The sequence below is a fragment of the Subdoligranulum sp. DSM 23681 genome (assembly GCF_057005535.1).
In genome coordinates this window covers 714,179-739,632 of the sequence record NZ_CM168050.1, presented here as the reverse complement: position 1 = coordinate 739,632, position 25,454 = coordinate 714,179, and the positions used below count along the sequence as shown (strand labels likewise).

The 25,454-nt window shown below is 64.0% G+C and carries 19 protein-coding genes; 11 read left to right on the top strand and 8 right to left on the bottom strand.

The genetic code is table 11. The annotated features are described in order from the left end of the window. The first annotated feature begins 24 nt into the window (after window positions 1–24). The 6 genes from AC127K_RS03575 to AC127K_RS03550 are packed head-to-tail and all read left to right on the top strand — an operon-like array spanning window position 25 to window position 11,186. On the top strand, window positions 25–441 hold the full coding sequence (locus AC127K_RS03575) for a GPW/gp25 family protein (protein ID WP_294538515.1): 417 nt from the start codon (window positions 25–27) through the stop codon (window positions 439–441). 20 nt (window positions 442–461) lie between these two features. Further along, window positions 462–3,329 (top strand): baseplate J/gp47 family protein, encoded by a 2,868-nt coding sequence (locus AC127K_RS03570; RefSeq protein WP_483721608.1) that lies wholly within the window; start codon window positions 462–464, stop codon window positions 3,327–3,329. Window positions 3,330–3,384: 55 nt separating this feature from the next. After that, window positions 3,385–5,463: a baseplate J/gp47 family protein gene (locus AC127K_RS03565; RefSeq protein ID WP_483721607.1), complete on the top strand. Its 2,079-nt coding sequence runs from the start codon at window positions 3,385–3,387 to the stop codon at window positions 5,461–5,463. Between the two features lie 15 nt (window positions 5,464–5,478). Then, the gene (locus AC127K_RS03560; protein ID WP_294538522.1) at window positions 5,479–6,579 is read left to right on the top strand and encodes a phage tail protein; all 1,101 of its coding nucleotides are present in this window, start codon (window positions 5,479–5,481) and stop codon (window positions 6,577–6,579) included. A 40-nt stretch (window positions 6,580–6,619) separates the two neighbouring features. Continuing rightward, a complete protein-coding gene (locus AC127K_RS03555; RefSeq protein WP_483721606.1) occupies window positions 6,620–9,163 on the top strand; it encodes an eCIS core domain-containing protein in 2,544 nt (847 codons plus the stop codon). Window positions 9,164–9,194: 31 nt separating this feature from the next. Then, entirely contained in the window at window positions 9,195–11,186 is a 1,992-nt protein-coding gene (locus tag AC127K_RS03550) for an ATP-binding protein (protein ID WP_483721605.1), read from the top strand. 48 nt (window positions 11,187–11,234) lie between these two features. Here AC127K_RS03550 and AC127K_RS03545 read toward each other — a convergent pair whose 3' ends face one another. The 3 genes from AC127K_RS03545 to AC127K_RS03535 all read right to left on the bottom strand — a co-directional run bounded on the left by AC127K_RS03545 (window position 11,235) and on the right by AC127K_RS03535 (window position 15,371). Continuing rightward, a complete protein-coding gene (locus AC127K_RS03545; protein WP_483721603.1) occupies window positions 11,235–13,331 on the bottom strand; it encodes a dynamin family protein in 2,097 nt (698 codons plus the stop codon). Next, window positions 13,324–14,835 (bottom strand): GTPase, encoded by a 1,512-nt coding sequence (locus AC127K_RS03540; RefSeq protein WP_294541148.1) that lies wholly within the window; start codon window positions 14,833–14,835, stop codon window positions 13,324–13,326. The genes AC127K_RS03545 and AC127K_RS03540 overlap by 8 nt, the downstream gene beginning before the upstream one ends. Before the next feature lie 191 nt (window positions 14,836–15,026). Then, window positions 15,027–15,371: a winged helix-turn-helix transcriptional regulator gene (locus AC127K_RS03535; protein WP_294541146.1), complete on the bottom strand. Its 345-nt coding sequence runs from the start codon at window positions 15,369–15,371 to the stop codon at window positions 15,027–15,029. A 126-nt stretch (window positions 15,372–15,497) separates the two neighbouring features. Between AC127K_RS03535 and AC127K_RS03530 the strand changes: the two genes are divergently transcribed. Beyond that, window positions 15,498–16,043 carry a flavodoxin family protein gene (locus AC127K_RS03530; protein WP_483721602.1) on the top strand — a complete coding sequence of 182 codons (546 nt, stop codon included), beginning with the start codon at window positions 15,498–15,500 and terminating at the stop codon, window positions 16,041–16,043. Between the two features lie 57 nt (window positions 16,044–16,100). Here AC127K_RS03530 and AC127K_RS03525 read toward each other — a convergent pair whose 3' ends face one another. Next, window positions 16,101–16,556, bottom strand: coding sequence for an Rrf2 family transcriptional regulator (locus AC127K_RS03525; protein ID WP_294541141.1), 456 nt, complete (start codon window positions 16,554–16,556; stop codon window positions 16,101–16,103). 200 nt (window positions 16,557–16,756) lie between these two features. Between AC127K_RS03525 and AC127K_RS03520 the strand changes: the two genes are divergently transcribed. After that, window positions 16,757–17,512: a 4Fe-4S binding protein gene (locus AC127K_RS03520; protein WP_483721601.1), complete on the top strand. Its 756-nt coding sequence runs from the start codon at window positions 16,757–16,759 to the stop codon at window positions 17,510–17,512. Between the two features lie 78 nt (window positions 17,513–17,590). On the opposite strand, the gene AC127K_RS03515 is transcribed toward AC127K_RS03520, so the two are convergent. The 3 genes from AC127K_RS03515 to AC127K_RS03505 all read right to left on the bottom strand — a co-directional run bounded on the left by AC127K_RS03515 (window position 17,591) and on the right by AC127K_RS03505 (window position 22,196). Continuing rightward, entirely contained in the window at window positions 17,591–19,963 is a 2,373-nt protein-coding gene (locus tag AC127K_RS03515; protein WP_483721600.1) for a hypothetical protein, read from the bottom strand. Between the two features lie 72 nt (window positions 19,964–20,035). After that, on the bottom strand, window positions 20,036–20,806 hold the full coding sequence (locus AC127K_RS03510) for an ATP-binding cassette domain-containing protein (protein WP_483721599.1): 771 nt from the start codon (window positions 20,804–20,806) through the stop codon (window positions 20,036–20,038). Window positions 20,807–20,960: 154 nt separating this feature from the next. Further along, the gene (locus AC127K_RS03505; RefSeq protein WP_483721598.1) at window positions 20,961–22,196 is read right to left on the bottom strand and encodes a hypothetical protein; all 1,236 of its coding nucleotides are present in this window, start codon (window positions 22,194–22,196) and stop codon (window positions 20,961–20,963) included. A 214-nt stretch (window positions 22,197–22,410) separates the two neighbouring features. On the opposite strand from AC127K_RS03505, the gene AC127K_RS03500 reads away from it, so the two are divergent. Both AC127K_RS03500 and AC127K_RS03495 read left to right on the top strand, forming a co-directional pair. Then, window positions 22,411–22,593: a hypothetical protein gene (locus AC127K_RS03500; RefSeq protein WP_483721597.1), complete on the top strand. Its 183-nt coding sequence runs from the start codon at window positions 22,411–22,413 to the stop codon at window positions 22,591–22,593. A gap of 166 nt (window positions 22,594–22,759) precedes the next feature. Further along, entirely contained in the window at window positions 22,760–23,974 is a 1,215-nt protein-coding gene (locus AC127K_RS03495) for an NADP-dependent isocitrate dehydrogenase (protein ID WP_483721596.1), read from the top strand. A 74-nt stretch (window positions 23,975–24,048) separates the two neighbouring features. Here the strand turns inward: AC127K_RS03495 and sfsA are convergent, their stop codons facing one another. After that, on the bottom strand, window positions 24,049–24,729 hold the full coding sequence (gene sfsA / locus AC127K_RS03490) for a DNA/RNA nuclease SfsA (RefSeq protein WP_483721595.1): 681 nt from the start codon (window positions 24,727–24,729) through the stop codon (window positions 24,049–24,051). Between the two features lie 84 nt (window positions 24,730–24,813). On the opposite strand from sfsA, the gene AC127K_RS03485 reads away from it, so the two are divergent. Continuing rightward, a complete protein-coding gene (locus tag AC127K_RS03485; protein ID WP_483721594.1) occupies window positions 24,814–25,443 on the top strand; it encodes a DUF1643 domain-containing protein in 630 nt (209 codons plus the stop codon). Window positions 25,444–25,454 lie beyond the last annotated feature (11 nt).

The window sequence follows — 25,454 nt, the reverse complement described above, 5'->3', positions numbered from 1 at the left end:
CGGGACCGGAGGAAGGAGCCGAACATGGCAGGCACACGGGATTTTCTGGGTACGGGATGGGCATTTCCCCCCCGGGTGGACGCGGCGACCGGCCGTCTGGCCACCAGCAGCGAGGAGGAAAACATCCGCCAGTCGGTGCTCATCATCCTGACCACCCGCTGCGGGGAGCGCGCCATGCGCCCGGATTTCGGCTGCAACCTGCATAACTATGTGTTCGAACTGCCCGACCTCTCGGCCCTGACCCGCATCAAGGCGGAGGTGGTGGAGGCCCTGACTCTGTGGGAACCGCGGATCATGGATATTGCGGTGGATGTGGACATGCACGACCTGGGCCGCGGCGTGCTCACCTTCACCATCGGCTACACCGTGCGTTCCACCAACAACCCCAACAATCTGGTGTTCCCCTATTATCTGTATGAGGGCGTGGGGGACGAACTGTGACCGCAAGGGAGGAAGCGCGTATGAAACAGGAGAACCAGGCACTGCGCCGCAGGCTGCAGCAGCTGGCCGGCGCCTACGTGCCCGAATGGCGCTTCGACCCGCAGGACCCGGACCCGGGCTCGGCGGCGGCGCTGCTGCTGGAAGATATGCTGGCCGACAGCGAAAAACGCTTCGCCGATGTGCTGCGCATGCATAAGGTGCATTACCTGAACCTGTTTGACCGCCTGCGGCCGGACCCGGCCCTCTCGGCCCGCAGCTATGTGCGGTTCGACCCGGTGGCCGGGGTGGAACAGCCTGTCTATGTGCCCCGGGGCACCGCGCTTCTGGCGGAGGACGCCCAGGGCAGCCCCTCCCTGGTATTTGAAACCACGGAGGGCATCACCGCAACGCCCGCCCGTCTGACGGCCATCGTGGCGGCACGGCGGGAACAGGATCACATTGTCACGGTGCTGGACGGGGATGACGCCGAGCACTGTGTCTTCACCGCCTTTGACCCGGAACCGGAAAGTGAAGCCCACCATCTGCTGACACTGGAATTTGACCGGGGGCTCAGTACCCTGGAGGCAGGGGAGCTGGGCCTGCAGATCCGTACCCCGGACCCGCAGGATGCCCCGGCGGCCGCCCAGCGGCTGGGGGAGGAGGACGTATCCTTCACCCTGTCCGGACAAGGGGGAACCGAGCTGCCCCTGCCCCGTCCCCGGGTACAGGAGGACATCCTGTGGTTCCGTCTGGAGGAAAGCTGGCCCGCCTGTACACCGCCCGAGACCGCCCCGCGCTGGCGGCTGTGCGCCCGGGCACGCCATGCCATGGAACTGAGCGTGTGCGGCGCGGCCCTGGTCTTTTCCCGCACCGGACTGGTCCCCCAGGAGGTCCGCAGCGCGGATATCACCCAGTCTCCCGGCCGGTTCTATCCTTTCGGGTCGCCGCTGGAACTGTATACCGAATGCGGCATCGAGTGTCCGGCAGCGCTGGAACGTCCCGGCGCCGATGTGACCATGGAATTCGACCTGGACTTCGAGACGGTGGAACAGACCCTGCCCGAGGTGGAGGTCGAGGTGGATTACAAGGTGATCATGCGCAAGGTCACCCAGACCCCTCGCCCGGAAATGCGGGATGTGCAGCCGGACTACGTCCTGATCGAATACCTGAGCACCCGCGGCTGGAAACGGCTGCTGCCGGATGAACACGCGGCCCTGCTCTTCAACGGGTCAGCCCGGGGCCATCTGGCGCTTTCCTTCCGCTGCCCCGGGGACCTGCTTCCCGCCGACCAGCTTCCGGAAGGATACCGCCTGCGCCTGCGCCTGCTGCGGGCGGACGGTCTGTACCAGCTGCCCTGCCGGCAGCATGTACCGGTCATCACCGGCCTGTGTTTCTCCTACAGCTATGCATCCGCGCCCCTGGAACCCTGCGCGGTGCAAACCCGCAACAACTTCGCGGAGCAGGATCTGCTGCCCCTGTGGCGTCAGGGCCGGGGCACTCCTCTTTTTACCTGCAGCGAACGGCGGGGCGCCTGCCTGTATCTGGGATTTGACGCCTGTCCCCAGGGCAGCCCGCTGAGCCTCTACTTTGAGGTGGAAAACCATGAGGACCTGCCCCTGAACTACGGGGTGGAATATCTTTCCCCCACGGGTTTCGTGCCGGTGCAGGCCCAGGACGGTACCGGAGGCCTGCTGTACTCCGGCTCCCTGCTGGCCCTGATCCCGGCCGATGCCGCCCGCGCCGTGCTGTACGGCAAGGACCGCTACTGGCTGCGGATGGTGTGCGGGGGGGATCTCACCCAGCGCTCCGGTCTGCCGGTGGTGCGCGGCATCACCCTGAACATGGCCCGGGTGGAAAACCGCAGCACCCGCACCGAGACCTTCTTTGTGGACGATCCCCGGGCGGCGGTGCGGTTCAAACTGGGGGAAAATCACATCCTCATGGCCCGGGTCTATGTGAATGAGGAACAGCCGGAAGATCCCGGCCGGGATCACTGGGTCCTGTGGCAGCGCCGCACCTACGCCGCCCAGCGGGGGCGGTTCTATGAACTGGACACCGCCGCCGGTGCGGTGCTCTTTGACCGGCATACTTTCTCGGTCTACGCCCCGCCCGAAGGCGCTCCCGCCGTGCGGGTGGAATACCAGAGCTACCAGGGCACCCAGGGCAATGTGCCGGCGGGGGCCATCCATACCATGGCGGAGCCCATCCGGTATATCAGCCATGTGAGCAACCCCATGGCAGCGTACGGCGGTACCGACGCGGGGGATGAACAGGTGGCCGCCGGACTGGTCTCCAACCTGCTGCGTACCCGGGGCAGGGCTGTCAGCGAGCGGGATTACTTTGATATCATCGCCCAGCTGGGCTGCGGCGTGCGGCAGATCAAATGCTGCAGCGGCATCGACCGCCAGGGCCGCCCCGCCGCCGACACCATCACGGTGGCCCTGCTCATCGACGAATACGAAAAAGGAAGCCACATCTTTTCCGCCGTCAAGGATGCTGTGCGTCAGGCCCTGACCGACGCGGGCGGCATGGTGCCCCTGGGCAAGACCCTGGTGCTCTGCCAGCCCCGGTTTGTGCGGTTTTCGGTGCGCATCTGGCTGCGCTGCTCCGATATGGAAAAGGTGTACGAGATACAGCGCCGTACAGAACAGACCATCCGCCGGTTCCTGGACCCGCTGGAAGGCGGATTTGACGGCCGGGGCTGGAAAATCGGCTCCCTGCCCACGCCCCAGCAGCTGCTGGCCTGCCTGAAAATGCGGGACAGCGCCCTGCGTGTGGAGCGCATGGCCATGGTGGCCAGGGCCGGCGGCCGGGAATATGCGGTGGACGATGATTTCCTGACCCGCATGAATGATCCCTTTGTCATGGCCATCAACGGTACCCATACGGTGTACGTGGACCTGAGCTGAAGGCGGGCGGACCGCCGCCGGCAAAATCAACGGGCGGACGCCCCGGAGGTGTTTTATGCTGCAAGTGCCGCGCCTGGACGGCGACGATTACGAATCCATCTTTGAGCGTGCCAAGGCCCGCATCCCCACTCTCACCGAAGAATGGACCAACTTCAACGCGGCGGACCCCGGCATCACCACCCTGGAGACCTTTGCCTGGTTGTTTGATACCCTGCATTATTACATGAATGCTTCGGGGGAGGTGCACCGGCTCAAATATTTCAAACTGCTGGGCATCCGCCCTGTCCGCCGGGAAGCGGAATGTGTGCTGGCACTGGAAGGCCCCGGCCCCCTGGATCTGCCCAAAGGCACCCGGGTGTACGCGGGGGATATCTCCTTTGAAACCGTGGAATCCCTGCGGGGACAGGCCAACCGCCTGACGGCCCTCTACCTGGAAGAGCAGGGCCGGCGGGTGGATCTGTTCCCCCGGGCCGGTGTGGACGGCGGATTTGCCCCGCTGTTCAGCCCTGCCAGTCCGGCGGGGACCTGCCTGTATCTGGGGTTTGCACAGCCGCTGTCCGGCAGGGTGCGGCTGTACCTGGAACTGGCCCCCCAGCCCCGTACCCCCTTTGAACAGGATTTCCGGCTGGCGGAACTGGCGTGGGAGGCCTTTGACGGCCGCGCATGGCAGGCCGTGCAGCCGGAAGGGGACGAGACCTGCGGCTTTCTGCGCAGCGGTTTTCTGACCCTGACCCTGCCGGAGCCTGCCGGCACTGCCGAAGGCTGCTGCCTGCGCTGCCGGCTTGTGAAAAATCAGTATGACCTGACCCCGCGTCTGGGGCGGGTCCTGCCCGCCTGTGTGCGGGCCGTGCAGACCAGGACCTGGGCCCGCACGGAGATGTTCGTCAGTGACGGGTCCGACGTTCTGGAACCCGACTTCCAGGTGCGCCGGGATACGCTGATTTCGGTCTATGTCCGGCGGGAAGGGGAAGACGCCTATACCCAGTGGGCGGGGATACATGCCGGGGCAGATGCCCTGGCCCGGGTGGAACTGCCTGCTGTCAGCGGACGGCCGCGCATCCGGTTTGAAACTGCGCCCCGGGCGGGGGACCGCATCCTGGTCACCGCCCTGTCCCCCCAGGCGGCGGAGATGGCGTACCTGGGCCGCACCGACGGCTGCTCCGGCCTGCGGCTGGATATCAACGCGGAGAACATCAGCGCGTTGACCCTGGCGCTGGTCCGTCCCGGCCCGGACGGACGGCCGGTCTGCCGGCTGTGGCATGCCTGTGATGACCTGATGGAAGCCGGCTGGGACGACTGCGTTTTCTGGCTGGATGAGCAGCAGCGGCAGGTGGTTTTCGGGGACAGCCGCCGGGGCCGCCAGCCGGAAGCCGGCTGGGATGTGTGGGCCGTGGAACTCTGTACCTCCCGGTTTGAGGGCGGCAACGTGGTGGCGGGCAGCGTCACCCAGCCCCAGGACCCCATGACCGGCGTGGAGCGGGTGTACAACCCGGCCCCCGCGGTGGGAGGCTGCTGCCGCAAGACCGCCGCCCAGCTCCAGACCGAACTGGATGAAAAGATGACCCGCCCCACCCGCGCCGTCACGGCGGAGGATTACCGGGCCATTGCCATGGCCACACCCGGCCTGATGCTGGACAGCGTGGCGGTCATCCCCATGGCCGCATACAGCCGCACCTACGGCCTGCCCGACGCCATCAACACGGTGGTGGTGGCGGTGAAACCCCGCTGGGAACAGCGCCTGCCGGTACTCAGCGAGGTCTACCGCAGGGCGGTGGAAGCCCAGCTGGAACGCTGCCGCATCCTGACCACCGATGTCCGGGTGGTACCCGCCCAGTACATCGGCGTCAGCGTATACGGCCGGCTCTGGCTGCGCCCCGGGGAGACCGGAGGCCGTGCCCGGGTGGAAGCGGTCATCCGGGCGGCGGTGGAGACCCTGCATACGGGAGAATACGGCCGCGGGGTGGACTGCGGACGGCTGTTCTCGGCCCTGGAACTGGAACCCTGCGTACAGCGGGTGGAACGCCTCTCTCTGGAATACATCGGACGGGGCGGCGGCAAGAACGAACACGGGGACATCACCGCCGGACCGGATTGCCTGACCTATCTGCTGGAGACCGGCATCGAATACATGTAAAAGGGGGCGTGCCGCGTGAAGCAGCCGCTGAAACAAGTCAACTTCTATAAGCGCGCGCTGATGGCGGGCTGTTTCCACGGCTTTACGCCGGATGCGGAACTGTGCCTGCATCTGCAGGACGCCGGGGGCGGCGCCTGGTTCGCCGCCTTTGACACCGCCGATGCGGACAGTACCTACAACCGTCTGGTGGTGGAAGGCGACTTCGGGGGCAGCAAGCTGGAGATCCTGGTGGCGGTCAGCCCCACGGACACCGAGCCCACGGGGGAAAGTCTGGCGGCCTTTCTGGCGTCGGCAGCCTCCCCGGCGGAAAAGCTGGCCCGCCTCACCGCCCTGCGGCATCTGCGGGCGGTGGACCGGCAGGACATCCTGCTGCACAGCCTGCAGGGGCGGTGGGTGTACCTTGGCATCTGCGCTTTGCCTCAGGACAGCGCTGACTGTGTGCTGCGGGGACTGCGGCTGGAATTCCCCCGGTACAGCTTCACCCAGTACTTCCCCGAGATCTATCAGCAGGACGACTTTTTCCGCCGTTATATCGCGGTGTTTCAGTCGCTGTACCTGGACCTGGAAAGCCGGGTGGATGAGGTGCCCCGTCTGTTGGATTATGAGAGCGCCGCCGACGATCAGGTAGAGACCCTGGCCGGGTGGCTGGGCATCGACACCGCCGGCGGGCTGTTCGGGCCGGACCAGCTGCGCAGCCTGATCCGGGACAGCCAGCTCTACCAGGGCGGCAAGGGGACCCGGGCCGCCCTGGAAAAGGTGGTGGAGCTTGTCTGCGGCATCCGCCCGCAGATCGTGGAGTATTTCCAGTGGAGCCGCCTGCCCATGCCTGCCGCCCGCCGCCGTCTGTATGAGACACTGTACGGCGGGGACGGCAACACCTTCTGCGTCATTCTGAACATGACGGCCCATCCCGGTCCCCTGCCGGTCAGCGAGGCCCAGCTGGACCGGCTGGTGGAAGCATACAGTATGCTGGGAACGAAACACCGTCTGGTGTTTCTGCGCCGGTGCAGCTACACCGACACCCACTGCTACCTGGACGTGAACAGCTGTCTGTCCACGCCCGAAATGGCGGCGGTGGACGGCGTGACCCTGGGCGGATACTTTACCATCGGATGATCGGCGCTGCCGGACCCGTACCGAAAAGGAGGAGAACCCTATGCCGGAATATACCAGACGAAAACAGTCGCAGTCGGAACAGCTGGAGGACCTGCTCAGGTCCCGCATCGCCGATGCCCGGGGCCCCGTGACCGAAAAAAGCCTGCCGGAGGATGTTCGCTCGGACTTTGAATCCCGCAGCGGGTACTCCGCCCGGAATGTGCGGGTGGTGGAATCCGATCTGCCCCAGGCAACCTATGCCAACGCGGTCACCCAGGGCAGCACCATCCATTTCCCCCGGGGCGGCTATCACCCCGCCGATGCGGAAGGCCGCCGGGTGCTCATGCACGAACTGAGCCATACGGTGCAGCAGGCCAGGGGAGAGGTGCGCCCCAACTTCGCGGGCCAGATCAACGAAACGCCGGCCCTGGAACAGGCGGCGGACCGGGGGTTCAGTGCGCCGGAGTCCGGCGCTGCCCCCGGCGCCGCACCGGTCCCCATGCCCTCCGCCCCCGCCGGTGCCCCCATGCAGCGGGACGGCACCACTTTGGAGCGCATTGCCAAGGAGCACGGCATGACAAAGGAAGAAGTGCTGAAGAACGTGAGGTGGTGGACCGGACACAAACTCAAAAAGCAGGATAAAAAAGAAGAAAGAGAGCGCCAGAAGAAACTCTTTGCGGATACGATAGCGGCCATGGAAGCCAAGCTCACCAGGCCCAAGTCGCCGTACGAAATCCATCTGGAAAATCAGATCAAGGCCCTGCCCGATCCGGAGGAAAAAGGTATCGGCATACGGGAGCGGCACAGACGCAAGAAGGCCAAGGAAAAGCTGGAAAAGCAGCTGGAGGAACACAAGCAGACCAACGATCAGATGATGGAAGACATGCTCCTGCAGCAACTGGGCGGTGTCGGCGACCCCGACGAAAAGGAACTGCGGGCCGCCATCCACAAGGCGCGGCGCCATAACCAGAAAGAAGCGCTGCAACAGTCTTTTGCAAAATCCAAGACGGCCCGCCGTCTGACCGCAGAGGATAACCAGGGCGAATACGATGCACCAACAAGAACATTTGTGGACAATGGCGGGGGCCACACCCAGGTCATCAAGGCCGACCCTGCGGCCGGACAAGCCGCCGGTCAAGACTCTCTCAGCCGTTATGAACAGCTGGGCCAGCGCAGCGAAGGACTGAACAAGGCGGCCAGCTATACGGACAAGGGAGCCACCGTGGCGGATGTGGCGCTGGGCTCCGGAGAAAAGGTGCGGAAAGCCCATCAGGCGGTGGGAATTGACGGCGGCAAGGCCTATGAGCAGTTCTCCGGCAGCACGGCGGCCGCCCATGCCTCCGGTCTGACCAGCATGGCCGGCGTGGTGAGCAGCGGGCTGGATGCAGCGGAATCCGCTGTGCAGGCCCGACAGAGCGCCCTTGCCGGGGACCGGGAAGGACAGGTTCACCACACCCTGGACTCTATGGCCAAGGGAAGCGGTGCTTTGCAGAGTTTTTACTCCGCATTCGGGGAGGACGGCCTGGGCGGGGCGGCCAATATGGTCATCCCGGCGGAAGCTGCCACGGGCGCGGCGGTCGTCCAGAATGTCCTTACTGCGGTGCGGGCCGGTTCGGATCTGCATGCAGCCCACAAGCGGAAAAAGCGGTTTGATGCCATCAGAAATCAAGAGGGCGTGAGTTATGACTCTGAGGACCCGGAACAGGTCGAAGCTTACGAGGCGGCCAATCTGGGACGATATAACGCCAAAAAGAACGAAGCCACCGCCGCGGTGGAGCTGGCGGGTGCCGTGATGGGAACGGCGGGCAACGTGGCAGCCGTGGTCCCGGGGGCACAGCCGGTGGGGTTGGCCCTGTCCACTGTCAGCAAAGGCACAGCAGTGGCCAAGGCTGCTACCGACAAGGGAATGCAGCACTATGCCCGGAAAAAGGTTGTGGGCGATCTGATGGCGTCAGAAGATGTACAGCGGGCCGAACAGCAGGTGAATACCTCCACTCTGGATGAAAAGGACAAGGTCAAGGCCATGGCCCGGGCCAGCCATGCGAAGGATGAAAAGCAGCTGTATAACCGTATGGTCGCCCACCAGGCCGTCCGCCTGCATCAGAATATGGGGGATGGCCAGCTCTCGGGCTATGATGACCAGGTCCTGCAGGCGGCCGGCTTCGACCCTGAGAAGTACGGAGACGTGCCGCTGGAGCTGCTCAACAAGCGGCTGGGCGGTGTGGTGTCGGCCCAGCAGGGACTCGTCAACCGGGAAGAGCAAAAGGCGGCGAAACAGGAAGCCAAAGAAGCCGAGATCCGGGCTGCAACGATCAAAGCCGCAGAGGTAAGTGCCAGAAACCGGGGGAACGGGGAGACCTACAACCGGTATATGGCCAATACCCTCCAGACCCTGCGGGAAGGCGATGTACAGCTTCCCAGGCAGGAACAGCCCCGGCAGCCGGTGGTTCGGCCTTTGCCCAAGGAGAAAGCCGAGCGCAAGGCGGCAGAGGAAAAACGCCACCAGGAGCAGATGGCCTACATGCAGAAATACGGTATCGCCAAACGGCTGCCGCCGAGTAAGAAAAAGAACACTGCCCCCACCGCGACTCCCATCTTCGCATAACAGGACGGACAAAAGGAGATTTGCGTGACCCATGAATCCGATAGAATATATAGCAGCCCGGGCGCTGGGTGCCTGGGACCCGCCTGAAAGCAGCGACCCCCTGTACCCGCTGTGGCAGGAATACGCTGACCTGGAGGAGGAAGACCACAAAGACATGCAAAACAGTCTGCCCCTGCAGCGGTTTGCACTGCTGGCACGGGAGTACTGTGCCGGACCGGGGCAGGAAGCTGCCGCTCTGGGCCTGGGTCTGGCGGTGGCCTGCGCCCTGCACTCCGGCACCGAAGCACGCCTGATCCCGGAAGGGCAACCCCTGTGTTTTGCCCGGGTGTGGCAGGCGGCCTGTGGATGCAGTGTGTGGGAAACCCCGGACACAGCCCGGGAAACGCTGGCCCAGCTGCGCCTGTTCCTGCTCTCGGAAGAGCCGGACAGCTTTCTGGCGCCTTTGCAGGCGGACGAACGCCTGCTGGGCTACCTGGGCGGCGGGGATGAGATCGACTCTCTGCTGAAAGAGGTGGCCGCCTATGCGCGGACCGGGCCGGGGGAGGACCTTCTGATCCGCACCGCGCTGGCGGATACCCTCACCCGGGATCTGGCGGATGCCCGCCAGACCGGGGACCTGCTGCATCTGAGCGGGGCGGAGGGGATCGGCAAATTCTTTGCCCTGTCCCATGCCGCTGCCCGCAACGGGGTGGAGCTGCTGGCGGTGGATTGCCGCATGCTGGCGGCCAACCCGCTGCCCACCATCTGGAAGATGGTGGACTGCATCCGGCGGGAAGCCCTCTTCTATGGCGCCTGCATCTGCCTGCGCCATGCGGACTGCTTTGTGCAGCGTGCCCAGCCGGAACAGGCGGAACCGGAAGCCTGGGGAAAACGGTTTTACCATCTGTGTGCTGCGCCGCTGCTGGAAAAAGGGGCCGCCGTCTGCATCTGCACCGACGGTCCGGCCAGCTTCCTGCCCTGGGCGGGGCGGCCGGTGCGGCAGCTGGAATTTCCCGACTGTACCCGCGGGGAACAGATCACCCTGTGGCAGGGCTTCTCCGGGCAGGACGGGGTGAAGCTGGACGCGGTGCAGTGCGGGTCCAAGTACAAACTCACCCCCCGGCAGATCCGCATCGCGGTGGCACAGCTGGCCAGCACCGCCCCCAACCCCACCCAGGCCCAGATCGCCCGGGTCTGCGGCCAGGTGCTGCCGCCCCCGGACCAGGGCGGCATCCGGCGTATCCGCACCAGCTATACCCTGGATGACCTGAAACTGCCCGCGGTACAAAAACAGAAACTGCTGAACATTGCGGACCATGTGCTCTGGCGGCACCGGGTCTACGATGAATGGAACATGGAAAGCCGGTTTGCCTACGGCCGCAATGTGTCGGCCCTGTTCGTGGGGCCACCCGGCACCGGCAAGACCATGGCGGTCCATGTGCTGTCCCACATGCTGGACCTGCCGCTCTACCGCATCGACCTGTCCCAGGTGGTGGACAAGTACATCGGCGAGACCGAAAAGCGGCTGGAAAAAATCTTTGATACGGCGGAAAAAAGCAACGTCATCCTCTTTTTTGACGAGGCGGATTCCATCTTCGGCAAGCGCAGCGAGGTCAACGACGCCAAGGACAAGTATGCCAACACCGAGGTCAGCTACATTCTGCAGCGGATCGAACAGTACGATGGCATTGTGATCCTGGCCACCAACTACAAGCGCAACATTGACGAAGCCTTCATGCGCCGGATGCGGTATCTGGTGGAATTCCAGCTGCCCACCCGGGAACTGCGGGAAGAGATCTGGCGTGGCTGCTTCCCGCCGGAAGTGCCGGCGGAGGACCTGGATTTTGCCTATCTGGCCCGCCAGTTTGAGCTGGCCGGCGGAAGCATCAAGAATGTGGCCCTCAACGCCGTTTTCCTGGCGGCGGGCACCGGCGGTCCCGTGACCATGCGCCATATCCTGGAAAGCCTCCGGGACGAAAACCTCAAAATGGGCAAGCCCATGCTGGCCCAGGATTTTGCGGAATATGCACCCCTGATGCAGTGAACAAAAACAGGCCCCGCGCCAAAAGGCGCGGGGCCTGTTTTCATAAGTTCAGGCAAAGCGGCGGGCGGTCTCCTCAAATTCCTGGCAGCGGGCCTGTTCCCGGCGGATCTCCGTCAGCTGGGTCTCCACCTGCTGCCGCTGGGCGGCAACGGGTTCCAGCAGCTGGGTGCAGAAATCCTCCTGGGCCGCCCGGACTGTGCGCACGAACCGCTGCAGGCCATCGTCCAGTTCCCGGCGGGCGGCGGTCAGCGCCTCCGCCGCGGCAGCACGGCAGCCTTCCTCCAGGGCGGTGCGGGCGGCCTCATCGCAGGCCCGGGCGGGAAACTGTGCCTGCAGGCGGGCGCGCAGCGCCTCGGTGCCCAGGGTCATGCGCGGGGTGTACAGGTGGCTCAGGGCCCGACGCACCATCTCCTGCACCTCCTCACCGGAACGGTCAGTGCCGATTTCGGCCAGGGTGTTGCGGGCATACAGCATCAGACAGTTGTGCAGGCGGGCAGTGTCGGTCATGGGGGTATAGATGCCTTCCCACAAGAGCCCGAATTCCCGGGGAAATTCTTTCAGAAAATCCAGCGTGTCCTCCACTTCCCAGTAGGAACTGGCGGTCTGGCGGACCGTGTATTCCTTGTGGCTCCGCCCCCAGGTCCAGGGCTTCCAGAGCACCGTGTCCGATACCGTCTGGGCCTGACTGTGCAGGGTCACGTCGGTGCGCTCGGCCGGGGCGGGGGATGCCTGCCCCATCTTTTCCAGCGCGGTGCGGGCGTTGTGCATCAGGGTGTCCAGCGGTTCCAGATAGGCATCAAAAAGGCGGGCGGTCTGGGCCTGGATACGCCGGGTATCCTCCGCCAGACGGGCGCTCCTGTCCAGCGCCTGCTGCTCGGCCGCGTGCAGGGCCTGCCCCCGGGTACGCCGCCGCTGGCACAGCTTGGCAAGCAGGTCTTTCAGCTCCGCCTGGGCCACGGCGGCAAAACTGTCCGCTTTGCGGGCCAGGGTGGCGTCCTTCTCGGCAGCAAACCGCTCAAACTGCTGGCGGGCCTGCTCCATGCCGCCGATGCGGCGCAGCTCCTCCCAGTCAGGCGGACCGTCAAACAAGCAGGCGGCCACCGCCCGCTCGGTTTCGGTAAAATCGGCGGGGTCTTTTTCCGCCATGCGCTGCGTCATGGCGGAAACAAAAATCGGCGTCCGGCAGCCGCGGATCACTTCCAGCACCGGTGCAGGCGCGCCCCGGCGCTGCAGGACCCGCAGTATCTCGTCCAGCTTCTGTGCGGCCCGGGCCTCCAGACGGCGGCGCACCTCCTGTGCGGAGACCGGCCCCTCGGCGGCACGGACATCGGCCAGGGCACCGTCGAAGCGGCTGCCCACCAGCAAGAGCTGCTTGACACCTTTCTGCGGCAGCTGGGCCGAAAGCAGGGCCAGGTCGGTCTCATCCAGAAAATACCCGCTGTGGCTGAGGAAGAAGGCGGCGTCGCACACCTCCAGGAATTCCCGGGTGCGCTGGGAACGGGAGAGGACCGGGTCGTTCAGTCCCGGTGTGTCCACCACCGAAACGCCCCGCAGTTCCTCCCGGCAGAGGGCCAGCGTCACGCTTTTGACAAACGGCGCCAGCGGTCCCCGCCCTCCGGCGGTGTCTTCCAACAGGTCAGCCAGCGCGTCCTCCCCGGGGCAGGAAAAGACCTGCGTGCCCAGCGCCGCACACCGGGTACGCTCTTCCTCCCGCCCTTCGGCAGCGCGCAGGATGTCCCGGGCTCCCCGGGCCGCAGGGCTTTCCAGCGGTACCGCGGCCGCCCGACGCAGCAGCTCCCAGTCCTGTTCGGTGTAGTATTCCACCGTCAGGCTGGGTTCAGGGGCATATTCCAGGCGGGTCAGCACGGCGGTCTTGGGGCTGGCCGCCTGGGGCAGCAGCCCGCGGCCGCCGAACAGCAGGGTGTTCAAAAAGGTGGACTTGCCGGCCTTGACCTGCCCGATCACCGCCAGACTGAAGGTGTGGGTATCGGCAAAAAAGTCGGCACTTTTGCGCCGGTAAGCCTCCCGCAGTTCCCGCACCGCGGCGGCTTCCTCCGGCCAGGGGGCAAGGCGGTCACACAGCTCATCCAGCGTTTTCCCAAAACGGGCAGCCCGGTCCCGGGCCTCCTGGGTGCGGTCAAACATGGCTCTGGCCCTCCTCCCCGGCAAATGCCATCATCTCGTGCAGCAGTGTCAGGTCTGCCTGCAGCTCTTCCAGAGACTGGCTGCTGGCCTCGGCCTGCTCATGCTGCTGCCGACGGGTGTCCTCCAGCGCCTTGCGCAGGGAAGCAAGCTGGTCGTACAGCGGGCGGGACAACGCTTCCCGCAGCGAAGCAAAGGCCTGCCGGCTGCCGGTTGTCAGGCAGTCCCGCACCAGCCCCTGCAGGGCGTCCAGCAGGGCGGCGGGGTCGGTGTTTCCGCCGGCAAACAGGGGACCGGTGCCGGAAAAGGCACTGTCCGGAAAGGCGTCCCGGCCGCTGTCACGGTCGGGCAGCGTCAGGCCGTACAGACTGGCCAGACGGTGCATGGCTTTTTCATAGGATTCCAGCACCGGAAAGATCCGGCTGCGCGCCTCGGCGCGGAGCACGCTCAGCAAGGTCCCGTCCGCAAAGGGAGCCGGGTCCTGTCCTGCCGCCGGCATCTCGGCCAGGGGACCGGCCAGCGGGGCCAGCGTCTCCCGGCAATGGTCAGCGGCGTCTGCCGCGGCCTGTTCCGTCAGGCGGGCCGCCCGCTCGTTCATATCGTCCACCACGCTCCGCAGACGGGCCAGACGGTCATCCAGCAGGTCAGCCTTGCGGGCCAGTTCCGGTTCCAGCAGGCGGCTGTTCTGAAGCCGTTCTTCCAGATACCGGATCAGCGGGGTGATGCCGGCTGCCAGACAGCGCCGTGCTTCGGCGGCCTGCATTTCTCCGGCCCGGACCTGCAGGGCGGCCAGAAATTCCGGCACCCCGTCCAGCCGGGATTCGGCGGTGCAGCAGACACGGCACAGGCGGGCCTGTACGCCCAGCTGTTCCTTCAGGCTGTGTTCCAGATATTCGGTGATGGCGTCCAGCTGACCCGGGCTGAACTGGTCTGCCTTGGTCAGCACACAGAGCAGGGGCTTTTCGGTCAGCGGCAGGGTGGCCAGAAAGGCCGCCATGCTCTCGGTGATCACCGGGGCGTCGGCGCCGAATACCAGAATATAGGCGCCGGCCTGCCGGACCAGGGCGGGCAGGCCGGCATTGTGGGCGGCCGGATACGTGCCGATGCCGGGGGTGTCCAGCAGACTGATCCCGGGCAGGGACGCCAGGGCGGGCAAGGGCAGACAGGCCCGGGCCATCTCGGCACCGTCCAGGGCCGCACCGCCGCTGCGCAGCACGGTGGGGTCCGCCCGACAGGCGCGGCCGCCGCGCTGTACGGTGATCCCCTGGGTGCCGTAAAATACCTCCACAGGCAAAGAGGTCTCCTCCTGCACCGAAACCTGTACCAGCGGGGTACCCAGCAATGCGTTGAGCAGGGCGCTCTTGCCGGTGTTGAAAGCCCCCAGCAGGGCCACACGGACGCGATAATCCTGCACAAGAACGGCATCATGGTCCAATTCTTCCGCAGCCAGACCGTATTTGCGGCACAAGCCGGCCGCCTGTGTCAGACGGCGCACCAGTTCCTCCACGCGTGGCACCTCCCTGCAACGGCCGAAGACCGTCGATTTGTTTCTATTATACAGGAACCCACCCGGAAAAGCCACCTTTTCCGTCTGTCTGCGGCATATTTTGGAAAAACGGCACACCATGAACAGAACAACGCCCACCGGAACACAGGGCTCCTGTGGGCGTTGGATCCATCATCAGAACAGGCGGTGCCTTACCGTCGGTTTTTCTCTCCCCAGTCACACATCTGGTCCAGAATGGGGATCAGGGACCGGCCCCGTTCGGTAAGGCTGTACTCCACCTTAGGCGGGATCTGGGGATATTCCTCCCGGTGGATGAGCCCGTCTGCCTCCAGCTCTTTCAGGGCGGCGCTGAGAGTCTTGTAAGAGATGGTGCCGATGTACTTTTTCATCTCGTTGAACCGCACCACCCCAAAGCACATCAGGGTGTACAGAATGGTCATCTTATACTTGCCCTGGATCAGGGACAGGGTGTAGCTGAAACCGGTCCCGGCCAGATTGGCGCCAGCGATGCAGGGGCGGTATGCCTGGTTTTCCATGATGACACTCTCCTTTGGGTAAGTATTGCACCTGAATGTGCGTACTTGTCAAAATTCCTGCTCTTGCTATGATTGTAATCAAAGAACCTGCAGGCGTCAATCCCATCAGAAACAGGAGGAATCCCCATGAGCAAAAAAGTCCTTGTGATCACCGGCAGTCCCCGCAAAAACGGGAACAGTTTTGCCATGACCGAAAGTTTTATCCGGGCCGCCGAAGCAAAAGGCCACACGGTGACCCGGTTCGACGCCGCCATGATGCAGGTGGGCGGCTGTCGCGCCTGCGAGACCTGCTACAAGACCGGCAAGCCCTGCTCCTTTGACGACGATTTCAACCGCATCGCACCGGCGGTGCTGGAAGCGGATGTGCTGGTTTTCACCATGCCGGTGTACTGGTACTCCATTCCCGCCCAGATCAAGGCGGTCATTGACCGGCTGTACTCTCTGGTGGTGGGCGGCAAGGACATCACCGGCAAGGAATGTGCCCTCATCGCCTGCTGCGAGGAGGAAGACCCCACCGTGCTGGACGGGGTGCGCATCCCCATGGAGCGCACCGCGGCCCTGAACAAGTGGACCATGACAGGCGAAGTCCTGGTACCCGGCGTGCTCAACCCCGGTGACATCCACAAGACCGACGGCTGCCGTCAGGCCGCCGAACTGGCGGACAAAATCTGAATGCCGCAAAAAAAGGCCGGTGCCCGGAAAAGGGCGCCGGCCTTTTTGTATCGCTGTTCACTGGGCATCGGGCTGGGGGGCCTGGCCCGCCAGCTGTTCAAAGTCCTGGATCATGGAAGCCAGGGTGATGTCCCGCATGGTATCGGCAATGGCCTGCTCCACCCGGTGATAGGGCTTTTGCAGCACGGCCCGGATATTCTGCGCCACGGGGCAGGAACGTCCCTGGCAGGGGTGGATGCCGATGAGGGAGGTCAGACCCCTGGGCTCCAGGGCCATATAGATCTGGTACAGGGTGATGTCTTCCGGCGGGCGGCACAGCTGCGCGCCGCCCTGTCCGCGCTCCACCGTGATCAGGCCGGCCTTCTTCAGGGCACTGAGCAGGTTGCGGATGATGACCGGATTGCATCCGGTGCTCTGGGCCAGCAGGGGACTGGTCACGCGGACCTTGTCCCGGGCTTCCCACATAAAGATCAGACAGTGGATGGCCACCGAACATTTCATGCTGAGCTGCATGGCTGCTTCCTTTCCGGGCAAAAAGCCGGCTGTACATGTAAATCTTGACGTTACATGTCCGACGTGCTATAGTGACGTTGGATGTAATGCGATTCTTTACACCTATTGTACCCGGTTCGGACCCAAAACACAAGCCCCGGCTGCGGCGGGGGCGTTCCGGGTAAGGGGATTCCGCGGCTTATGCATGGGAGGTTTGCGCAATGAAAACATACGAAATTTTTTTCAGCCCCACCGGCGGGACAAAACGGGTGGCGGACTGTGTGGCAGCGGCTTTGTCCGAAGCCCCGGTCCCGGTGGACCTGACGGTCCGTGCCCCTGCGTCTCTCTGCCTGACCGAAGAGGATCTGGCCATTCTGGCAGTGCCCTCCTACGGCGGGCGGGTGCCTGCTCTGGCTGCCGGACAGCTGGCGGGGCTGCCCGGGCACGGTGCCCGGGCGGTGCTGGTCTGCGTTTACGGCAACCGTGCCTATGAAGATACCCTGGCAGAACTGCAGGACCTGGCGGAAAAGGCCGGATTCCGGGTAACGGCAGGCATTGCAGCGGTGGCGGAGCATTCCATCGCACGGCAGTATGGGGCGGGCCGCCCCGACGCCGACGACTGTCGGCAGCTGACGGATTTTGCCCGCCAGATTGCCCGGAAACTGGCTGAAGGCCAAAACACTGCGCCCGCTCTGCCCGGAAACCGCCCTTACAAAAAGGCGGGCGGCGCCGGACTGGTGCCCAAACCCACCGCGGCCTGCACGGCCTGCGGTGTCTGTGCCCGGGAGTGCCCTGCCCGGGCCATCGACCCGCAGAACCCCAAAAAGGTGGATGGCAAGGCCTGCATCTCCTGCATGCGCTGCATTTCGGTCTGCCCGCAGCATGCCCGCAAGGCCAACGGCCTGATGCTGGCGCTGGTGGGGGCGGCATTGAAAAAGCCCTGTGCCGGCCGCAAGGAAAACGAACTTTTTGTGTGACAGCGGTGTATCCCGTACCAAAAAAGACCGCCTGCCGGAAACTGCCTTCCGGCGGGCGGTCTTTCTGTATGGGACGGGTCACAGGGCGGACGCAAGTCCCTTGTGTTCATAGCGGAAATCCAGGTCGGCCATCAGGCCGGCGCCCACCGCTGCGGCGGCGCCCAGCAGCACCGGTGCCAGCCAGCCGTAGGGAAGAGACAGCAGGGCGGCGGCATGGAACAGCGGCCAGAAGCCCAGCCACTCAATGCCGCCGGCCATGCCGGAAAGACACAGCAGCGCCGGCAGGCAATACCCCACCGCGCTGACGAACAAAGCGGGAAGCAGGCTGCCCAACCGCTGTCCCAGCCAAAGGGTGAGGCAGCCCATGCACAGGCAGGCCGCCACCCGGCAGAGAAACCAGAACAGCAGCACATCGGACAGGGTAAAGATGGCCGGCAGACCGGCAAATTCCGAAAGGCTGAGGGCCGGAGCGAACAGGACGGGCAATCCGTAGTCCCGCAGTACCTGGATTAGGTGGGGCAGACTGGTGATGGCGGCGATCAGCACCGCCGCCGCGGCGCTGACAGCCATCTTGGCCAGTACCGTGCGTCTGCGGCCCAACGGCGTGGTGCACAGGATCTCCTCCATGCCGCCCTTGCGCTCCATGGCGAACAGTCCGGAAAAGCACAAGGCGCACAGAAGCCCCGCATACAGGGTGTCCTGCACGTCCGCCGTGCCGCTGAATCCGAACAGTTCCCGGTAGCCGCTTTCATATACCAGCCACGCCCGGGGATGTTGGTTCAGATAGTAGTTGATGTTCTGGCTGATGATTTTCTGGTACACGCTGTATTTCTGCTGCAGGGCGGAATAAGCCAGCAGTGCATCGGCACTCAGTTCCCCGGCCGCCACCTTTTTCTGTACTTCCAGCATGGGGGCAAATTCTTCTCCCTGCTGTTCCAGCCAGGTCCTGGTCTGCTGGGTATAGGGACCGGAGATCTCCTTCATGTACCAGGCATAATAAATTTCGTCGGCGCCAAGATAACTCTCGGCCGTCACACCCTGCCAGACGGCAAACCCCGTGAACACCGCCAGAAAGACCGCTGCTCCGTTCAGGACCAGCAGCTTCCGGCTCTCTTCCCGCAGGATGCCGGTGGCCCGGGTCCTGCGTTGCCGGACCAGCACAAATCCCCGTCTGGGAGCGGGAAGCAGCGGGGCTTTGGCAAAAACGGCGCAGAAAGCCGACGCAAACCCAACGCCCCACACCAGGGCGGCGGTCCATTCCACCAGCGGCAGCCCGACGGGGGTGCCGAACCAGTAAAGGCTGCGGTAGTTGCCCAGCAGTTCGTTGGTCTGCAGCAGACTGGCCAGGTTGGCGTATTTCACCACGTTCAGCCGGCTGGTGGCAGGAATGGCCGCCCGGATGCCATACATGGCCAGAGGCATGGCCAGGGCGCTCACCCAGCCCAGGGCGGCCCGACGGGCCAGCAGGGCTGCCAGCATGACCCAAAGCCCCATCACAAAAGCCCCGGCCCACTTGGCCAGCAGAAACCGGAAGAGATACCGCCCCACCGTGATCTGCATGGTGCAGCGCAGAAGAGCGGGTACGCTCTGGATGGTGCGGGTCAGGGGCCCCAGCCCGAAGGATGCCCCGCAGTAGGCCAGATTCACCCCGTACAGCAGCATCAGCACCGCCAGAAGGCTCAGGGCAAAGGCGCCCAGCTTGGCCAGGGCAGTCTGCAGACGCCCACCCGGCAGACTGCGCACCAGGGCCAGCAGCCCGCTGTCCCGCTCCTGCCGCACCAGCAGCAGGGCCAGCAACAGCATGGCTGCCAGCAGAATCAGGTCGGTAAAGGCATAGGACAGGGCGGTGTACAGCCCTTTCTGCGGGTAATAATCGATGGCAATGTCCTGCAGTCCCGCATAGACCCGGGCCGTGAGCCGGATATTTTTCAGGTCGTAGCCGGTGGAATCCTTCTGAAAGATGGAGATGCCCGCCAGCTGGGTGGCCTTGGTCTGTACGCTGTCCAGGAACGTTCCGTATCCGGCCACTGTGTCGTATTCCTTGCACAGCTGGCTGAACAACTGGTACTCCAGAGTCAGAGTGTCCGTATACAAACTGTAATTTTTGCTTTTGTATTCCTCTTCGTAATCGTCAAACAGGGTGGCATTTTCCTGCCGGTAAGTCTGCAGATAGGGGCTGCCTCCGTAGGCCAGCTGCCGGTAATAGTTATCAATGCGCAGAAGGCTTTCGTATTCGGTGGCCTTGTCATGGAGAAAGGCACCTTTCTCCTCCATGGTCATCCCTTCCATGGCGGCGCCTACGGCTTTGTAGGCCGCGGCGGGGGGCTGACTGGCGGTGGAACGGGTGCCCATCCAGAGCAACAGCAGATTGGCGGCGGCCAGGACAGCCAGCAAAAGGGGAAAGATCCGGCTGCCCCATACCTTGCGCAGCTCGGCAAAAAGCAGACTCATCCTGTTCCTCCTTTGCCTGAAATATAGGGGAAAGGCCGGCCGCTTTGCCGGTCTGCCCGCTGTCAGGAAAACTTATTTCCCGTCCTCCTCGCCGAACACCTGCAGGTACACATCCTCCAGCCCATGGCCGGGGGCATATTTTTCAATGAGGTCCGGTACCGGGGCGGCGTCCACGATCTGCCCCGCCCGCAGCAGGATCACCCGGGTGGCCACCGTCTCCACATCGCTGACCACATGGGTGGCCACCAGGATGATGCGCTCGGCGGCCATAGCGGCCAGCAGCTCCCGCAGCCGGACCCGCTCCTTGGGGTCCAGTCCGGCGGTGGGCTCGTCCAGAATCAGCAGTTTGGGGTCTCCCAGCAGGGCAGACCCCAGCAGCAGCCGCTGCTTCATGCCGCCGGAATAGGCCGAAAGCCGTTTGTCCAGTTCCCCGGTCAGATTCACCGCCGCCGCCACCCGGTCCACCTCGGCGGCGGTATCAGCGCGGCGAATCTCCTTCAGCGCGGCCATGTAGGCCAGGAACCGCCGTCCGGTGTAGCTGTCGTACAATCCCTGCTGCTGGGGCATGTAGCCCAGTACCCGGCGGAAGGCCATGCCCCGGGCGGGGCGGCCGTCCCACAACACCCGGCCGGAATCCGCCGCCAGGGTGCCGGTGATGATGTGGATCAGCGTGCTCTTGCCGGCTCCGTTGGGGCCCAGAAGGCCGTACAGCCCCGGGCCCAGGGACAGGGACACGCCGGCCAGGGCCTGTTTGGCTTTGGGGGTGCCGTCACCCTGCCGCTTGAACAGCGGGGCGGGCAGGGGATAGCTCTTGCGCAGGGAATCCAGTACAAGTGTGGGCATAGGCGGGCCTTCCTGTGATAAAGTGGTGTACTTATAGCATGCAGGATGGTTGTGTCAAAACCATTTCGGAGCCATCCCGTTCGGAAAAACATCGGCGGCGTTCTGCGCCGGGGCCGGACGGCTTTCTCCCGGATCCGGGAGAAAGCCGCGGCGATCAGAAAAGTTCCGTGAAAAGTTCCAGCGCCGCTTCGCTGTCCGATGCAGTCAGCTGCTCCTCAGGAACCAGGGCATATTGGAAGTCCAGGGAAGCCTGCAGGCTGTCATCCGCCGACAGGCGAACAAACAGGGCGTCACCGCAGCGGCCCAGCACGGTCAGAGAACGCTCCCGGGAAAGGGGGACCGGCGCTATGGTCCCGTCGGCCAGATCCAGCCGGTACAGGCAGGTTTCGCCCTCCGTCCCGTTTTCCGGTGCGGTGAACCAGAGGGCGGCATCATCGGCGTACTGCACCACAGTCACCGAGGGGAGAAACCGGTCATCCCGGGCCAGCTCGGTGAGCTGACCGTCGCCGGAAAAGGCGCAGAGCCGGTGATCGTCGGTGATGCAGTACAGGGTGTCGTCCACAGCGGATTCCAGGGCCGCCCCCTGCTGCCATTCATACAGCGGGGCGGTGCTGCCGTCGCGGGGATCCGCCAGCAGCAGGGTATGGGTCTGGTCAGCCAGCTGTTCCGCCGTATCCTGCGCCTGGGTGTTGCGCCGGATCTCTTTCAGCACCAGAAAATGATCCCGGCACCCTGTCAGGAAGGAATAGGTGCCATCCGACATGGATTCGCTCCACAGGACCGTACAGCTGCCGTCCGTCAGGTCGATCCGCACAAGGTCCTGGCTGCCTTCCTGCCCGCTGTCCACGCTGGTGGACAGAAGGTACACCGCGCCCTCATCCATGCAGAATCCGTCCCCGGGGGTCTCGTTGGAGGCAAATTCATACAGTACCCGGCGGTTGCTGCCGTCCAGGTTGGCGGTCTCGATGCGGGCCGGCGCGTTCAGGTAACAGAACGCCAGCTGCTCCCCGTTGGTCAGCAGACGGGGAATGTTCTCCCCGAACCAGGCGGGGCAGGTCTCGTCGTGGTGTTCGCAGTTGGGCTGGGCACACACCGGCACCGCCTGCCGGGAAGCGTAGTCGTAAAAGACCAGCAGCCCGGTCCAGTCGTCGTAGGTGCGGATGGTGTAAAATCCGTCCGCTGTCTGCGCTCCGCCGGGGCGGGAATACAGCAGGTCGTTGTCCGGGGAGCCTGCCGCATTGTGGGTCTGCGCCGGTTCGGACACGGCGGGGGGCAGGGAATCCGTCTGCGGGGCGGGGGCGGACGGTTCGGCGCTTTCCGCAGGGCCGCAGCCCGCCGCCAGACACAGCAGACAGAGGGCAGCGGACAGGAAAATCCATTTTCTGGGCATGGCAATCTCCTTTTCGGTCGTCGGATGGGAACATGAGGGCATCAAAACAGGAATGATTTGTTTTATTTTAACACATCGGCGCGCCGGACGGTACCCATATCCGACGCCGGAAAGAAAAAATCCCCCCTTGCCCAATGACAGACCGCCTTTTTCTATGGTATACTTTTGACAGAAAGAACCGGGACTTTTCCGGCACAAGCGGAGGTGGACAGCTGTGAAAAAGAAACTTTGTCTGGCCCTTCTGGTATTTGCGGTGATGACGCTGTTCCTGCGGGGCATCCCCTATGTGGCGGCGGGCATCGCGGCCCGCGGGGTGTGGGGGGTCAATTACGGCTCGGTGGTGTTTCCGATCCTGCTGGGCGCCTTGGCCCTTTACCTGTACCGGAAACAGGAATAAAGGCGGCGGCTTCCGCGCCCTTTTGGCTTGCGCAATCCCGCCCCACGCATTATAATTGGGTATATCGGAAAAAACAGCCTTTGCCATATCCGGGCTGCAGAACCCGGAATCAGTAACGGATCAGGGGGCAGGCCCCTGCGGTCCGACAGAAATGAGGAAAGTGCCAATGGAAAAAATCAAGATGACCACTCCCCTGGTGGAGATGGACGGCGACGAGATGACCCGCATCCTGTGGAAGCAGATCAAGGACGAAGTCATTCTGCCTTTCGTGGACCTGAAGACCGAATACTATGACCTGGGTCTGGTCCACCGGGAGGAGACCAAGGACCAGGTGACGGTGGATGCCGCCAACGCCAACAAGAAGTATGGCGTGGCCGTCAAGTGTGCCACCATCACCCCCAACGCCCAGCGGGTGCAGGAATATAACCTGACCCAGATGTGGAAGAGCCCCAACGGCACCATCCGTGCCATTCTGGACGGCACCGTCTTCCGCGCGCCCATCATGGTCAAGGGCATCTCTCCGGTGGTCCGCACCTGGCAGAAGCCCATCACCATCGCCCGTCACGCCTTCGGTGACGTCTACCGTGCCACCGAATACCGGGTCCCCGGCCCGGGCAAGGCGGAACTGGTCTTCACCGGTGCGGACGGCACCACCTTCCGGGAGACCATCAACGATTTTGACGGCGCCGGCGTGATCCAGGGCCAGTTCAACAAGGACAGCTCCATCACCTCCTTCGCCCGTTCCTGCTTCCAGTTTGCCGTGGACACCAAGCAGGACCTGTGGTTCTCCACCAAGGATACCATCTCCAAGAAGTACGACCACACCTTCAAGGACATCTTCCAGGAGATCTACGACGCCGAATACAAGGATAAGTTCGAGGCTTTGGGCATCGAATACTTCTACACCCTCATCGACGACGCCGTGGCCCGCGTCATCCGCTCCAAGGGCGGCTTCATCTGGGCCTGCAAGAACTACGACGGCGACGTGATGAGCGACATGGTTTCCACCGCCTTCGGTTCTCTGGCCATGATGACCTCGGTGCTGGTCTCTCCCGACGGCAACTATGAGTATGAGGCCGCCCACGGCACCGTCACCCGCCACTATTACAAGTACCTGAAGGGGGAGGAAACCTCCACCAACCCGGTGGCCACCCTCTTTGCCTGGTCCGGCGCCCTGCGCAAGCGCGGCGAGCTGGACGGCATCGACGCCCTGGGCAAGTTCGCCGATGTGCTGGAAAAGGCCACCATCGACACCATCGAGTCCGGCGTCATGACCGGCGACCTGTGCGCCATGTGGGAAGGACAGACCCCGGCCCGCAAGGTCACTTCCCTGGAATTCCTCAAGGAGATCCGCGCCCGGATGGAACAGGCTCTGGCCTGATTTCCTGACGAAAAATACAGACAGCCGCACCCCTTCAAACGGGATGCGGCTGTTTTTGGTATCCGGCCGGCAGTTCACAGACGTACCGGCACCGGTTTTGTGATGGTCAGGCTGTCCGGGGTGACGGCGCATTCCATGGCCAGCACCTCCACCCCGGCTGCGGCGACTCGGCGCAGCGCCTCCCCGAAAGCCGGGTGGGTGGCATCGTTGGGGGCAAAATCCACCATGCCGCTCATCTGCAAAACAAAGCAGACGGTGGCCTCGTACCCCTCGGCGCGGCAGCGGACCAGTTCCTCCAGATGTTTGATCCCCCGCAGGGTGGGCGCATCGGGAAAGCGGGCGTGGCCGTTTTCTTCCAGGGTGACCCCCTTCACCTCCGCAAATCCTTTGCGGTCCCCGGCTTCCCAGTAAAAGTCAAAGCGGGAATTGCCCCACACCTTTTCGGGGCGCAGCAGGGTCAGACCGGGCCGGAACTGTCCGGCCCCGGCCCATTCCCCGAACACCCGGTTGGTGGCCTGGGAATCCATGTTCACCAGCAAAGGCCCTTTCTGCACCGCGATCAGGTCATACCGGGTCTTGCGGTGGGGGCTGCGGCCCTCCTCCAGGTAGACGGCGGCACCCGGCAGCAGCAGTTCCCGGCAGCGGCCGGTGTTCTTCACATGGACCACTTCCTCGGCGCCGTCCACCAGTACATGGGCGATGAACCGGTTGGGCCGCGACAAAAAACGTCCTTCTTTTACGGTTTGGTATTGCATTGTTTCTCTCCCGCCTGTATCCTGATAGGGTGAGTATAGCATCGGGCGGCGGCGTGTGCAAGCCGCCCCCAAGGAGGTCTTTTCATGCACATTCCCACACAGGACACCGCCCGGCAGCCCGTCCGGCCCTTTGCCCAGGCCCTGGCCGAAGCCCGCCTGCCCCATGAGGATTACGATGTGAGCCGCTGGCTCTATGTTCCCAGTATGTACTGTGATTACCGTTATATCCTGGGCACCGCCGGTCAAAAGCCCCTGATCTGCGTGGGCATCAATCCGTCCACCGCCGCGCCCAATGATCTGGACAACACCCTCAAATCGGTGGAGCGCATCGCGCTGGGCAACGGGTACGACAGCTTCATCATGTTCAACGTCTATGCCCAGCGGGCCACCCGCCCCGACGACATGGAAAAGGAATGCAACCCCGTCTTGCACCGGGAGAACATGGCCGCCTTCCGCTGGGCCCTGGAACAGACCCGGACCGGTGCGCCCGCCGTGTGGGCCGCCTGGGGCACCATCATCGAAAAGCGTCCCTACCTGGCGGCCTGCCTGCGGGATATGATCGCCATCGGGGAGGAACTGGGGGCCCGCTGGTATTCCGCCGGGGCCCGCTCCAAAAAGGGGCACCCCCATCATCCCCTGTACCTGCGCAAGGACTGCACCCTGGATGACTTTGACGTGGCAGCCTACCTGGAACAAAGCCTGCCCCTCCTTTGATACCGAACCGA

Coding starts and splice junctions, on each gene's coding strand:
- AC127K_RS03575 (WP_294538515.1), top strand. CDS start 25: ATGGCAGGCACACGGGATTTTCTGGGTACGGGATGGGCATTTCCCCCC.
- AC127K_RS03570 (WP_483721608.1), top strand. CDS start 462: ATGAAACAGGAGAACCAGGCACTGCGCCGCAGGCTGCAGCAGCTGGCC.
- AC127K_RS03565 (WP_483721607.1), top strand. CDS start 3,385: ATGCTGCAAGTGCCGCGCCTGGACGGCGACGATTACGAATCCATCTTT.
- AC127K_RS03555 (WP_483721606.1), top strand. CDS start 6,620: ATGCCGGAATATACCAGACGAAAACAGTCGCAGTCGGAACAGCTGGAG.
- AC127K_RS03550 (WP_483721605.1), top strand. CDS start 9,195: ATGAATCCGATAGAATATATAGCAGCCCGGGCGCTGGGTGCCTGGGAC.
- AC127K_RS03545 (WP_483721603.1), bottom strand. CDS start 13,331: ATGTTTGACCGCACCCAGGAGGCCCGGGACCGGGCTGCCCGTTTTGGG.
- AC127K_RS03535 (WP_294541146.1), bottom strand. CDS start 15,371: ATGGAAAACCAGGCATACCGCCCCTGCATCGCTGGCGCCAATCTGGCC.
- AC127K_RS03530 (WP_483721602.1), top strand. CDS start 15,498: ATGAGCAAAAAAGTCCTTGTGATCACCGGCAGTCCCCGCAAAAACGGG.
- AC127K_RS03525 (WP_294541141.1), bottom strand. CDS start 16,556: ATGCAGCTCAGCATGAAATGTTCGGTGGCCATCCACTGTCTGATCTTT.
- AC127K_RS03520 (WP_483721601.1), top strand. CDS start 16,757: ATGAAAACATACGAAATTTTTTTCAGCCCCACCGGCGGGACAAAACGG.
- AC127K_RS03515 (WP_483721600.1), bottom strand. CDS start 19,963: ATGAGTCTGCTTTTTGCCGAGCTGCGCAAGGTATGGGGCAGCCGGATC.
- AC127K_RS03510 (WP_483721599.1), bottom strand. CDS start 20,806: ATGCCCACACTTGTACTGGATTCCCTGCGCAAGAGCTATCCCCTGCCC.
- AC127K_RS03505 (WP_483721598.1), bottom strand. CDS start 22,196: ATGCCCAGAAAATGGATTTTCCTGTCCGCTGCCCTCTGTCTGCTGTGT.
- AC127K_RS03495 (WP_483721596.1), top strand. CDS start 22,760: ATGGAAAAAATCAAGATGACCACTCCCCTGGTGGAGATGGACGGCGAC.
- sfsA (WP_483721595.1), bottom strand. CDS start 24,729: ATGCAATACCAAACCGTAAAAGAAGGACGTTTTTTGTCGCGGCCCAAC.
- AC127K_RS03485 (WP_483721594.1), top strand. CDS start 24,814: ATGCACATTCCCACACAGGACACCGCCCGGCAGCCCGTCCGGCCCTTT.